Source organism: Candidatus Epulonipiscium viviparus (assembly GCF_030708075.1).
GTDB lineage: Bacteria > Bacillota > Clostridia > Lachnospirales > Cellulosilyticaceae > Epulonipiscioides > Epulonipiscioides viviparus.
In genome coordinates this window covers 3,156,346-3,169,939 of record NZ_CP117982.1, presented here as the reverse complement: position 1 = coordinate 3,169,939, position 13,594 = coordinate 3,156,346, and the positions used below count along the sequence as shown (strand labels likewise).

Sequence of the window (13,594 nt, the reverse complement as noted above, 5' to 3'; positions counted from 1 at the left end):
TGGTGGGGGCATTTTTTGTGCTCTAGGCTAAATTTACTCCATAAAATTTGCATAATCCAGCGAGATCTGTATCCAATCCCTGCCCTACTGCGTTAAATCGCCAACTATTATCCTTTCTATAAATTTCCCCTACTGTTAACGAACGAACATTAGATGCGTAATCAGTTAAATTAAATTTCATAATTTCTTTGCGATTTTGCTGATCGATCACTCGCACATACGCATTTTTGACATCGCCAAATTTTTGATCATTTATTATCGCATCATTTATGGTAATTACAATTGCGATCTTTTTTACTGCTGAATTCACTTTTGAAAGTTGAATGTGAATGATTTCGTCATCGCCTATTTCAGCGCCGGTAGTACTGTCTGCCAAATGAATACACGAACCGTCGGGCGAATTCTTTTGACCATAAAATATAAACCAATCGTCGCTCAATACGCGATTATTAGAGCCTAGCATAAAAACCTCCGCATCTAAGTCATATGGAATAGCGCTGTGTGTCGGCAAATCCCAGCCTAGCCCCACATAGATAGAATCCAAATCGGGATTAGCTTGAGACAGATTATACCTCTGGCCTTTTTGCAGAGTAACACCCGCGCGCTTTGAACTGCTAGAAGATTTAATATGTTGCGCACTAGTAGGATCAGTTGGATCACCTTTGCCGTATCGAACAGAACTTGAGCTATCGTAATCTGAAAAACTAGAACTACTAGAACTTTTAGAACTGCTAAAACTTTTAGAACTGCTCTTATGGTTATTAGCTATGTTATCAAAATTTGAACTACCTTTTAACTGATTCATGAAATTATCTTCGAGGTCATCCATGTGGCAAGAACTTGTAATTTTGGTTGGTATATTAAACATAAGTATTCCTCCATTTCAAAAATATAAAACAATCATTTCATTGTAGCATGCGATATAATATATGTAAACATACCGCTTTACTTCTTGTAGCAAAGTATGTTAGAATAATTTGGTAAGTAATATTCTATATATAAGGAGAACTTATTGTATGAAAAAACCAAATATCGTATGGGTATTAACCGATGATCAAGGTATGGGCGACTTAGGATGCACTGGAAATGTTATGATTAAAACTCCCAATATTGACGAATTCTACAAGCGTAGTATTAGGATGTCAAATTATCATGTGGGCCCCACATGTGCGCCTACTAGATCAACGCTGATGACTGGCCACTTTGCAAATAGCACTGGCGTTTGGCATACTATTGGCGGTCGATCTTTGTTGCGCAAAGATGAATGGACTCTTGCGACGGCATTTAATGAAGGAGGCTATGAAACTGGCATCTTTGGCAAATGGCACCTCGGGGATTCGTATCCATATCGAGCGTGCGACCGTGGCTTCAAAACTTCTATCACTCTTGGTGGCGGAGGCATTTCACAAATTCCAGACTTCTGGGGCAACGATTATTTTGACGACACGTACTGGGTTAATGGTGTTCCACAAAAATTTAATGGCTATTGCACCGACGTATTTTTTGAAGAAGCCACTAAATTTATAGAAGCGAACAAAGATAAGCCGTTTTTCTGTATGATTCCTACTAACGCTCCTCATGGTCCGCTTAATGTTCCTAGAGAGTATTATGAAATGTATAAAAATGATGATAGAATTCCAGATCAACGCAAAAGATTTTATGGAATGATCACAAATATAGATGAAAATTTTGGTAAAATGATAAAATATCTAGAAGACAATGACTTGCTAGAAAATACAATTGTAATATTTATGACAGATAACGGAACTGCTGGCGGGTTTAATATGGATAAAAGCGGAAACGTTACAAGCGGTTACAACGCCGGGCTTCGTGGCAGTAAAAATTCTGAATATGATGGCGGGCACAGAGTACCGTTTTTCTTCAGATATGATGCACTCAACCTAAATAGCGGTGTAGACGAAAATAACATTACTGCGAGTGTGGATCTAATGCCTACTTTGTTAGATTTTTGTGGAGTCGATGTAGGAGAGCACACATTTCATGGAATCAGCTTAAAGCCTCTATTGTGTGATGGAATTGTAACAGAAAGAGCGGTGGTGACAGATTCGCAACGCGTACCGCATCCTATTAAATGGAGAAAGAGCGCTGTTATGAGAGAAAGCTGGCGTTTAGTAAATGGCGAAGAGCTTTACGATATCGACTCTGACCGTGCGCAACGACATGATTTGGCCGCTGAAAATCCAGCAGTTGTAGCCAAGTTGCGAGAAGACTACGACTTATGGTGGGAACTTGTTTCTCCAAAATTTGATGAGGAAATTCCGATTTCTATCGGTGACCATGACAACTATTTGACTATTCATGATGTTAGAAACGATCAAGATAATGGAGTTTATCAACAAGCACAGGTTAGAGAAGGTGTAGCCGGTGAAGGATACTTCGAAGTAGTAGTGGAAAAAGATGGTAAATATGAGTTTAAACTTCGTCGTTGGGCAAAAGAAGTTCCTCACAAAATTAAAGATGGAATAGACCCGGCTCACAACGATGTTGAATTTGCTAGAGACTGTATATCAGAAAAAGATATTAGGCAATATGAAGGCGGAGTTGCTTTAGATTTAACGCACGCTCATATTTCGATCCAAGGTCAAGTCGAAAATAAGGAAATTGCTGATGACGATGAATATGTAAGCTTCGTTTTAGACTTGCAGCAGGGCCATACGCATCTCGAGACATGGTTTTCTAATACAGATCTAAAAATGGGTGCTTATTTTGTGGAAGTTACAAAAGCATAAGATACGCTTATAGTCTGTCGCAAAAAACGATGTTGCAAAGGTGGAAATAAAATTATGCTAATAGATTTATTTGTTGAATATCTAACAGGAGATTTTAATAATCAGAGACAAATCGAAGAAGAGCACGGTGGGCACCCAAGAGCAGTTCATATAAATAGAGAATGTACGCATCGAATAGCCGGATTGCCCAGTGACTGCAAAGACAGGTTTATCTTAGAGGAAAGTTATTACACCAAAGCTGATGGTACACAATTGAGCACACCACATTTATTTGGAGTGAGACTAAATAGCAATAACTGTATTGAACTTAGAGCATATAAAATGCCGAAACATTTGACGGAAAAAGATTTTGTGAATAGCAACGAGCATCTTGGTTTAACGTTTGAAGGATTAAAACTTTCTGATAATTTTGGTGTCATGCAATATAGCTATGATACGCATACAGGATTCGTTGGAGAGCTACGAAATGAATATCCGAACGGTATAACATTTACGTTGACTGAAGTTATTAGCCAAAATAGACTTGAAGTTATGGAGCTTATGGAAAAAAATGGTGCACAACTTACTTCATATAGCACCCCTATTATCTATGAAAAAATCGGAGGTTAAAATGAGTATAACAGGAGTTTATGAACACATTATTACCACTATAGATGCAGAAGAAAGCTTAAAATATTGGAATGAGCTAGGCTTTAAAGTTATTGCAACAGCAAAGATAGATGCCGCATTATCCAAAAAATTATATGGCGTAGATGGCGCCGCGACGAGCTATAGACTTCAAAATGCCACTATTGATACACACGGATTGTTACGTGTTATAGATTGGGACGATAAATCTTTAATAACGCAAAACCGTTGGGATTCTAACTCGTTATCTCCAGGAAACAGATGGGTAACTCAAAGGACTGAAGATATCGTTGGGTTAACCTATGCCTATGAAGATGACAAAAACCATGGCGGAAAGTGGCTAGTTAGTAATTTAGTGAGAAATTATTTGGGTTCTGCTGGAGCTGGAAAAGACTTTTATAATCGATATAAAGGTGTATATGAATTATTCGTTCATGGATTAGAATCTAAACAAGTATTTTTTCAACGTGTCGGATATCAAGTAGAAGGATATGGCACCATTGAGGAAAGTCCATTATTATGTTCTGAGTTTACTCACGGTGGAATCGTTGTGCGAAACCTAGATCATCTCAATTTTTATACAGATGTGTTGGGGTTAATTGACGAAGGCGAATCTATTCAGGGAACTCCAAGAAAAATAGGCAAAGATGCCGGACCTCTGATGAGTAATATTGGCGAAGGTTATTACGCACATACAATTGTGTCACCAAACCAAAAAGCGGGTCGTTTATATTACGCGATGCCTATCCGAGACTATGATCATCTGACAGACGGCTCTATGCACGACATGGATGTTATCAAATATTCAGAAAGCACTACAAACGGACTGGTAGATATAATTGGAAAGTCCAAACCAGGGGCACGTGGATTATGCAGTGCCAGCTATAAGACAACGGAGATAAAAGAGCTTCAGGCCAAAGTGGCAAAATCAGATGCAACAGAGGTGAGCGAATTATCTAGCAATGAATTTGGTGAACAATCTTTCACATTTTTTGCTCCAGACGGAGTGCACTGGACAATAGTTGAATGGAAATAAGAATTAATAAGAGAGGGCGTGGATTACCATGCCCTTTTTGAAATTAATTACTGAGGGGGGGAGATTTTTAGCTAAATCAAAATTAGTTGTGCATTTTTTTTCACTTATCATATATTCAAATAGTTTTGTGCCAGATAAAAATCTTACTTAACAAAAACATCTTTTTGTAAAAATTATAAGTTAACAAAAAATCTATTGGTAAATGTGCTAGAAATTACAAAACATATTGACAAGAATTATATATTAATTTACTATTTAATACAGGTAATAAAAACTAAAATAAAAATTGTACAAAAAAATAGTACAAAATAGGAGAAATATGGAATATAAAAAACCAGCAACAATGAGAGACATAGCCGAATTGGCAGGAGTATCAGTTGCAACTGTATCATACGTATTAAATTATTCTGAGAAAGAAAAAATTAGTCATGATACTAGGTTACGGGTATTTGATGCCGCAAAGAAACTAAATTATATACCCAACTTTAACACCAAGTCCTTGACTAAGTCTATACAAACAAATCAAATCGGTATTGTAGTAAACTTAGAAGATAACCAGAGTAAAAATTACTTATTTGAATTATACCGCCAAATTGATCTTCTAAAAACCAATATAAAAATGCTAGGATACGAAGTAGAAATAATATCATTAGCAACTTTACGCAATAATTTTTCCCATATAAATAGCTATATACTTCAAGGAGTTATCTTGTTAAATATAGACTATGCCTCGATAATAGAGCTTTCTTACTACATTTATTTTCCTTTAATTTTATTGGACTGCAATAATAACGATGATTTATTTTATCGAGTCAATACCGATTATCCTATCTTATATCAGCAAGCCATCGAATTACTTGGCGACAATTTTTTTATCATCATAGAGCCAGATTCCAATCTACTTCATATCAATTCTTTAGAACAATTAGCAACCAAAAATCGCATAATCATAAATCATGATACTAATAAACTTACCTTGGACCCAACAAAAAATTATTTAGTTTTTGGAGAATGGACGTCTGTTCGATTACTAAATATTTTGCCTGCTAATCAATTGGTCGGAGTGATATCCTGCACAGATGAAGTTGTTTCTAATATGCAAGTGATTTGTACTGATGCGATTACTAAAATAACTCGTGTCGTGAAAATTCTTCATAACTTATTAACGCTGCAAATTTTTCATGATGTTCATGACATTCAAGTTCCAAGTTTTATCGTAAAATACTAACTAGATATAATCTCCTTCTCACACGGGAGATTATATTTATGCCAATGTATTGAATCAACTGCACATCTTTGCTATAATGAATCAAGGAGGAAATTATTATGAAATTATTTTTATTACCAATTGTACTTGGATGCTTTATCGCAGGTTGCTCCAATGAGATAGCAGATAAAATTAGTCCAGCAAATTATACAGAAGTGGGAACCTATCCTATTGTACAGGAAGGCGAAACAGTTTCGTTTACAGCTTTTGCGCCTCTTCGACCAAGCGTTACTACATACGAGACCAATCCTTTCACTGCGTATATGGAAGACTTAACAGGAGTTACTATTGATTTTATAGAAGTCACTGGGGCGGATTCAAAACAAAAATTTAATGTGATGATGACTAGTGGAGACTACACTGATGTTATTTTAGACATGTCTCTAGGTCTTTCGGAGTTGCTATTATATGGTCAGCAGGGCATATTTTTGCCTCTAAACGATTTGATCGATCAGTATGCTCCGAATATTAAGAAGGCTTTGGATGAAAATCCTATGGTTAGAAATAATTGGACTATGGAAGACGGCAATTTATATGTCGTTCCCAGAATTGGTGGCGCTACTCACGCTCAAACTTCTTATAGAATGTGGCTAAATCAACAATGGCTCAATAATTTAAACCTAGAAGTTCCAGAAACTACAGAAGAGTTTTATCAGGTGCTAAAGGCTTTTAAAGAGCAGGACGCAAATAACAATGGCGATCCCAACGACGAAATTCCACTGTCGGGTTCCATAAAAGCGTGGAACGGTGACCCGATGCCTTTTATATTAAACGCATTTATTCCGGCATCCCCATCTACTGGATACATTAACGTCGATGCAAATGGACAATTATATTATGTTAAAGCTAGTCCTGAGTTTAAAGAATATCTTAAATATATGAACAAATTATATTCTGAAGGTTTATTGGATGAGCTCGTTTTCTCGCAAGGCAAAGACGAATTGCTAAAGCTTGGCTCAAATCCTGAAATTTCTATATTGGGAGCAACAGGAGGCGGATCCGCATCGGTCATTGCCAATATAGCCGACAAAGATCGCTGGACACAGTATATCGCGTTGCCTCCTCTAGAAGGTCCGGAAGGCGTTATTTCTGCTGCACACACTCCCAATTATGGCATGTCTTCTATGATTATTACCAATAAATGCCAAAACCCAGAAGCCGTTATGAGATATTTTGATTATATGTACACGGCAGAGGGAAGAATTTTTAATACTCTAGGTTTTTTGAATGAAGGAAGATACGTTATCGCACCAGAGGGCGCCGTCAATCTTATAAACGAACCAGCAAAATATACGAGAATTTCTGGAGATCAAGTAACAAATTTGTCTTGGAATAGTATGGGCCCTTTATATAATTGGGATGGATATGAATTAGAATTCGAAGTTACGCAACCTCCAGAGCATGATATCGAGTATGTATTATATAATTCTGCAGTAAACGACTATCTCCCTGTAGCGCAAGATGAAAAAACGATGTTGCCGAAGTTGGCATATAATACTGAGGAATCAAGAATTATTGTGGATATCGTAACTAATTTAAATTTATATGTAGATCAAGCTGTTGCTGAATTTATTACTGGCAAAAAAGATATCGATGCGAGTTGGGATGAATATATAGCTCAATTAACAAAACTTGGGTTGGCGGAGTATTTAGCAGTAAACCAGAGTGCATATGACCGAAAAATGGAAAGCTTAAATTAATTTTTAAAATTGCAAAAATTTCCATATTTTAACTTAACGAGTTTTTTTTTAACAAGTCAGTAATAAGTTTTCGGTGATAACTATTTACTTAACAATCTTTTTCAGGTTTTTTTTTGAATATTTTATGCTTATTTTTATATAATATATCATATAATAACTATTTGTTTTATTGTAAAAATGCATAAATAAAATTCAGTAATAAAATTAATAGTTAAAATCATTACACTAATATGAGGTGAGGACAAAATGGATTTTAATGGCGTATTTCATAGAACTTCTGAACACATGTGTTATCCACTTAATGTTAATGAGCTTGTAATCAATATTAAAACCGGATATGACGTTGATAAAGTATATATCTGGCACGGTGACCCATACGAATATGGCATCATGGATGGTAGCGCAAAATGGAAAGGTACCAAAGCCGAAATACCTTTCAAAAAAGATTTAGATACTCAAGTTTGGTGGACCACTACTATAACCCCTCCGTTTAAACGCTGTAAATACTACTTTGAACTGCATTCCAAAGACGAAATTTGGTATTACTTCGAAGATGGTATTATTAGCAAAGAGCAACTCGATCGCAATAAAAAAACTCTACAATATTTTATCATGCCTTGGATGAATATTATCGATATTCAAACCACTCCAAATTGGGTTAATGATACGGTCTGGTATCAGATATTTCCTGATCGTTTTTATAAATATCGCGACGACTCAACAGCGGTACCTTGGCGCGAGGATGGCCCAGTTAAAAACGAAGAAAGGTTTGGTGGCGATATTCTAGGCATCACCAGCAAACTCTCTTATTTGCAAGATTTGGGAATTACTGGAATTTACTTTACACCTATGATGGAGGCTGAGTCTACTCATAAATATGATACAACAGACTATACTAAAATTGATCCCAGTTTTGGTTCTAATCGAGACTTCAAAAAATTAGTTGCAGCCGCACATGAAAAAGGCATCAAAATTATGGTGGATGCCGTTTTTAATCATAGCGGTCGCAAATTTAAGCCTTGGCTAGATGTTATGAAGAACGGCGATGCCTCAAAATATAAAGACTGGTTTATGGTAAACAATTGGGATGAGGTATCTAAGCGAGGCGATACTCGAGACGGCCGTTTTTACTCCTTTGCATTTACTGATGGTATGCCAAAGTTAAACACCAACAACGATGAGGTGATCGAATATTTTTGCCAGATCTGCGAGTTATGGATTCAAGAATTTGATATCGATGCCATTCGATTTGATGTCGGAAACGAAGTTTCTCATGCTTTCTTAAGAAAAATTAGACAACGAACCCACGCGTTAAAGCCAGAGATCTATTTGCTAGGAGAAATTTGGCACAACGCCATTAATTGGCTCCAGGGAGATGAGTATGATTCAGTAATGAATTACCCAATGACTAGCAGCGTTTCGGACTTTTTTATGGATGAAAAATTGACCAACCAAACTTTGAAGCATAAAATTAACCGCTGCTACACCATGTATATGCAACAAACTAACAACGTGCTCTTTAATCTCATCGACAGCCACGACACTCAAAGGCTTATTAATCTATGCAACGGGAACATCGACCAGGCTTTACAGCAGCTTGCGATCCTCTTTACAATGCCCGGAAGCCCTTGTATATATTATGGCACCGAAGTTTTTCTCGAAGGCAAACACGACCCAGATTGTCGACGTTGCATGCCATGGGAAAAAATCGAGACTCCGCAATACCAATCTCGAATCGAAAAGGTTAAGCAGTTGATTCATATCCGCAAAACCGAAAATGCCTCCAAAAGTTTACATTACCATTTCACCAACAGTATTCCAAATCCTCGATGCGTAGAATACATTAAACTAGAACACGACCGCGAAGACTTGCGCATTATACTGAATTGCTCCACAGAAGATTTGACCCTAGACATTGTTGGCAAAATTTTATACGAAAACAAGTTACAGGGAAGCGTACTGAAACCTGATGGAGTGGTAATTTTAAAACTATAGACTGCATCATCAGCTATTAAGAAATTCGTTACTACATCATCGACCGTTGCATCCGCTGGTACATCACAAGTCACATTATAACAGTTGCTAAAAAAATTTTTATTAAAGGTGGCGCGTTACAATTTAATTGAGCTGTTATAGTTAATACGCTGCCTATATATAAATTGCTTATATATAAATTGCTTATATATAAATTGCCTATATATATAAATTGCCAATAAATACATGATGCTAATTTAATTTTTTGGTCAATACTATATGCTATAGACATGAATTTGGAAGGGGAGAGAAAAATATGAAAAAATTTAAATGTTTAATGATGGCAATGCTGATGACCACCACAATGTCTGGATGCTTCTTTGGTGGCGATGATGAGGCAGAAACAATTGTTGCACCAAACGATATTTCTGCAGACGGCATCGATGCTAAGATCACAGTTCAGGCCGAGGCTTCTTGGGTGCCACACTACGAAGCTGCCGTCGCTCGAGTATTAGCAGAAAATCCATTATCCGAAATCGAAATCATTGAAATCGGACCATTTGATGTATTTGATTTGATCGATTCCACATCTATTACGAATAAAGATATACCAGATGTGTTTGCAATACCATTGGATAGGATTTATGGAATGGCGCAAAACGAGGTACTTGCTACAATTGATGCTCCAGCTATGGCTGCCAAACTTGGCGGATGGGACAATTTTGATGGCGGACTCGGCGGAGCTTTTAAAATTGATGGGCACTATTTGGCGTTTCCATTTAATATAGAATCGTTAATAGTGTACGCAAACACAGCGAACGCTAAGGCACATGGAATAGATATCTACAAACCAATTGAATTTAGTGATTTGGAATATCAAGACATGTTAAGCGTGGTTCACGACGCTTGGTTTGGTGTTTCATTTACAAATGCTGTTGACTTAAACTTGTTGAGTATGAGTCCAGACGGAACATTCACTTCTGATTTAACCAAAAACTTCTCGCAACTAACTACAAAGCAACAAGAATTTTTTACAACGCTTTATGATTACTGGAAAGATCACTACGACGCGGCAACAGACCTTTGGGATAAGAGTGCAGCTTGGGGATATGTTGATGCTGCATTTACAACCGGCGGACCTACTTCTATTCGTATAGACGGACCTTGGGCTGCTCCAGCTATGGCAGAGAAAACAAATAATGGTGCTGATTTAGAGATACTTCCTTTGGATCAAGTTTTAATTAACGGAGATCCACTCACTCACTGGAAAAGCGGATGGGGACTTGCTATAAACGCGAGAATAGAAGAAGACCCTAATAAAATGGCGCTGGCACAAGAATTAATTATGGAAATTGTAAACCCAGATCATGCAGAACTTTTATTTGAATCAACAGGAAAAATTTTAGAGAATGTCTCTGTTGATGAATATAACCTCTCCAATCTTAGCCCTATGAACAAACTGATTATTGACGCTACAATTGAGTCTTATGACAAAGCTGTTGCTAGGCCGTTGTTTACCGAGTGGGGTCAAGTTTGGGCTACTTGGCAAAACGCGTTGCTCTCTTGGTCTTCAACAAAACCTAAAAACGTAGAAGAAGCATACGCACAAGTTCAGGCTTCATTTAAATCGATGATGGCAGGATTCTAGAAAGGATTGTGATTAATGTTTGCGAGCACTAAGATGCCGCAATCGATTTTTTATAGTATTGTGATTGCTTGTTCCGTCTTAATTTTTTGTGAGTGCATACAAGTTTTATGGCGTTCAGGCAATCCAGAATATTTTGAACTTTGGGGAGATCAGTATATGCTGATTCTGTATGGTCATTTTTTTGAAAGACTAACAGTTCCGGTATTAATGGCGTTATATACTTACGTTACTTTTGCAAAACTACGGGTAGGAAAATTATTTTGCGTCGTATGGGAAGTTATGCTAATAGGTGGCCTAATTTCTGTTGCAATGGAACAAGATTTCGCCAATATTCTATACTATATTAAATTAATGGCATATGGCATCAATATGGTAATTTTATTAAAACTTTGGCAAATTATAGAAAATGATTTAGATACAAAAAAAGCAAAACTACGAGCAAGAGATGAAGATTTCGTGAAAATAAAGCATCTATAAGGATTTGTTGTTAATGATAAAGGAGGAGGACATTTGGAGCAAAAACTTTATGACTATATAGGCAATGCTTATAATCGCAAAAATCTATATTTGAATGACATAGCAAATTTAGAAAATGAGATTGCACACACTAAAGATAGAAAAACCAGATCTGGTTTAAAGAAACAATTGAGTGAGCTAAAAAAGAACAAAGATTCTCATGAATATATCATAAAATTACTAGAGTACGAACAGAAGGAAAAGGTATTTTTAGAGAAATTAAAAACGAGTACCGAAACATTTAAAGCTTCGATAAATTCTGAAAGTAAGCAAGCTGTTGCACTAAAAACAAGATACTTTAAGGCTACTGTAGAAGTTGAATTTTACCAGCCATATGTAGATTTATGCTATGATGCTGAAATGAGGTATAAAAGAGCTGTCGTAGTATTCGAGCAAATGAAAGAAGTAATCGATCATCTTGAGTTGAATTTAAAGGAACTAGAAGAGGCCAAAGCCGCTGCCAACAACAAGGATGCCGAAAAAGAAGCCGCCGGAACACAAGAATACAAGACTCAAAAAGCAGCCATTGAAACGCAGTATAAGGAAAATTTACGGAGCCTCAAAAATAAGAAAAAGCAAGGATTAATTTCGGACAAAGCGATCGAAAACGAAAAACGGCAACTAATTGCTCGAAAGAAAAAAGATATTCTTATTTTACGAAATTCTTTGATTCCATCCAAATATTATGCAGAAGTGATTGAAAACAAAACATATGAAACTACCAAAGCTATTAAACAAAAACTTGCTGTAATCGATGATAACGAATCTAACGTGCTTAGAACTGTACCGTCCGAAATTGATGGCACTCTATCATCTCGCGCATTGGCAACTTGCTTGATACCAGGAGTAGGGCAATATTTAAATGGACAAATCGCTAAGATGTGGATGTTTTTGATAGGATCATTTTTTATCTATGGCATAGCGATTCCGTATGCATGTGGTTTCGGAAACTATCAAGCTGACGGCATTATGAGTCTTTGGTCATTAGCAAACGGCACATCTAAATTAAACAAGTCTATGATTTTTATGGTAGAAGGAATCATTGCACTAGTTTTGATTTTGTTAGCAATCGCAGTTTTAATTATTAGCTATATCGACGTTAAAAGCGTTACCAAAAATATGGTAAAAGGAATTCGCCCTAAAAATTGGTTCGAAACCAAGCGTAGTATTTTGGAAGAAGGCTTTCCTTATTTAGTTTCGCTTCCTGCTTTAATTGTCATTTTGTTTATAGTTATTGTTCCTCTTTGTACAACAATTTTGCTTTCATTTACAAATATGGATCCCAAGCATCAATCGAAGTTTCAGTGGGTGGGAATGCAAAATTATTTTGAGCTTGCTACTGCAGAAGGCATGATTGGTACAGTGTTCTGGGCAATTTTGGGCTGGACATTGATTTGGACTTTTGTCGCAACAACATTTGCAATTCTATTAGGATTTGGACTTGCATTACTTACCAACAACGAGCGCATTAAAGGCAAAGGATTTTTCAGAGGTATATTTATTTTACCATGGGCTATCCCAGGTTTTATTAGCATTATGTTCTTTGGAATAATGTTTGCTCGTCAAGGAGTTTTAACTCAGATGTTAAATAATCTTACTGGACTAACGCTGGATATCAAAAACAATCCAATGCAAACCAGAATCGTTCTGATTTTAATGCAAGGATGGTTGGGTAGTGCGTATGTATTTTTGCTATCGACAGGAGTTTTACAAGCTATTCCGTCGGATCTATACGAAGCGGCACAAATTGATGGGGCCACAGTATGGCAACGACTTGCGAAGATTACTCTGCCAATAGTATTGTTCCAGACCGCACCGCTTTTGATAGGGCAATACACCTTCAATTTTAACAATTTCTCTATTATCTATTTATTTAATGGAGGTGGGCCATTTAATCCATCGGTATATGGAAACCTAGCCGGGTCAACAGACATCCTCATTTCGTATATCTACAAACTAACGATGGATAATCAGCAGCAGGCAGTTGGTGCTGCAGTTACAATGATTATTTCGCTGGCTTTGATGATATTTACGTTTATTGGATTTAAAAATTCGAAAGCATTCAAGGAGGAGTAG

10 protein-coding genes are annotated in these 13,594 nt (G+C 36.7%); 9 read left to right on the top strand and 1 reads right to left on the bottom strand.

The features are described 5' to 3' along the window. Window positions 1-22: 22 nt before the first annotated feature. Complete coding sequence (locus PCY70_RS13435; RefSeq protein ID WP_305767886.1) at window positions 23-868, bottom strand: TerD family protein; 846 nt, start codon at window positions 866-868, stop codon at window positions 23-25. A gap of 148 nt (window positions 869-1,016) precedes the next feature. Here PCY70_RS13435 and PCY70_RS13430 point away from each other — a divergent pair, with 148 nt between their 5' ends. From PCY70_RS13430 to PCY70_RS13390, 9 genes are all read left to right on the top strand, one after another. Beyond that, on the top strand, window positions 1,017-2,750 hold the full coding sequence (locus PCY70_RS13430) for an arylsulfatase (RefSeq protein WP_305767885.1): 1,734 nt from the start codon (window positions 1,017-1,019) through the stop codon (window positions 2,748-2,750). Between the two features lie 54 nt (window positions 2,751-2,804). Then, window positions 2,805-3,359, top strand: a complete 555-nt coding sequence (locus tag PCY70_RS13425; protein ID WP_305767883.1) for a hypothetical protein — start codon at window positions 2,805-2,807, stop codon at window positions 3,357-3,359. Between the two features lies 1 nt (window position 3,360). Continuing rightward, entirely contained in the window at window positions 3,361-4,413 is a 1,053-nt protein-coding gene (locus PCY70_RS13420; protein ID WP_305767881.1) for a hypothetical protein, read from the top strand. 319 nt (window positions 4,414-4,732) lie between these two features. Then, window positions 4,733-5,641 carry a LacI family DNA-binding transcriptional regulator gene (locus PCY70_RS13415; RefSeq protein ID WP_305767879.1) on the top strand — a complete coding sequence of 303 codons (909 nt, stop codon included), beginning with the start codon at window positions 4,733-4,735 and terminating at the stop codon, window positions 5,639-5,641. Window positions 5,642-5,739: 98 nt separating this feature from the next. After that, window positions 5,740-7,380 (top strand): extracellular solute-binding protein, encoded by a 1,641-nt coding sequence (locus PCY70_RS13410; protein ID WP_305767878.1) that lies wholly within the window; start codon window positions 5,740-5,742, stop codon window positions 7,378-7,380. Window positions 7,381-7,626: 246 nt separating this feature from the next. Continuing rightward, window positions 7,627-9,375, top strand: coding sequence for a glycoside hydrolase family 13 protein (locus PCY70_RS13405; protein WP_305767876.1), 1,749 nt, complete (start codon window positions 7,627-7,629; stop codon window positions 9,373-9,375). Between the two features lie 295 nt (window positions 9,376-9,670). Beyond that, window positions 9,671-11,002: a sugar ABC transporter substrate-binding protein gene (locus PCY70_RS13400; RefSeq protein WP_305767874.1), complete on the top strand. Its 1,332-nt coding sequence runs from the start codon at window positions 9,671-9,673 to the stop codon at window positions 11,000-11,002. A gap of 156 nt (window positions 11,003-11,158) precedes the next feature. After that, window positions 11,159-11,479, top strand: a complete 321-nt coding sequence (locus tag PCY70_RS13395) for a hypothetical protein (RefSeq protein ID WP_156778422.1) — start codon at window positions 11,159-11,161, stop codon at window positions 11,477-11,479. 33 nt (window positions 11,480-11,512) lie between these two features. Continuing rightward, window positions 11,513-13,594 (top strand): carbohydrate ABC transporter permease, encoded by a 2,082-nt coding sequence (locus PCY70_RS13390; RefSeq protein ID WP_305767871.1) that lies wholly within the window; start codon window positions 11,513-11,515, stop codon window positions 13,592-13,594.

Coding starts and splice junctions, on each gene's coding strand:
- PCY70_RS13415 (WP_305767879.1), top strand. CDS start 4,733: ATGGAATATAAAAAACCAGCAACAATGAGAGACATAGCCGAATTGGCA.
- PCY70_RS13405 (WP_305767876.1), top strand. CDS start 7,627: ATGGATTTTAATGGCGTATTTCATAGAACTTCTGAACACATGTGTTAT.
- PCY70_RS13395 (WP_156778422.1), top strand. CDS start 11,159: ATGCTGATTCTGTATGGTCATTTTTTTGAAAGACTAACAGTTCCGGTA.
- PCY70_RS13400 (WP_305767874.1), top strand. CDS start 9,671: ATGAAAAAATTTAAATGTTTAATGATGGCAATGCTGATGACCACCACA.
- PCY70_RS13425 (WP_305767883.1), top strand. CDS start 2,805: ATGCTAATAGATTTATTTGTTGAATATCTAACAGGAGATTTTAATAAT.
- PCY70_RS13435 (WP_305767886.1), bottom strand. CDS start 868: ATGTTTAATATACCAACCAAAATTACAAGTTCTTGCCACATGGATGAC.
- PCY70_RS13430 (WP_305767885.1), top strand. CDS start 1,017: ATGAAAAAACCAAATATCGTATGGGTATTAACCGATGATCAAGGTATG.
- PCY70_RS13410 (WP_305767878.1), top strand. CDS start 5,740: ATGAAATTATTTTTATTACCAATTGTACTTGGATGCTTTATCGCAGGT.
- PCY70_RS13420 (WP_305767881.1), top strand. CDS start 3,361: ATGAGTATAACAGGAGTTTATGAACACATTATTACCACTATAGATGCA.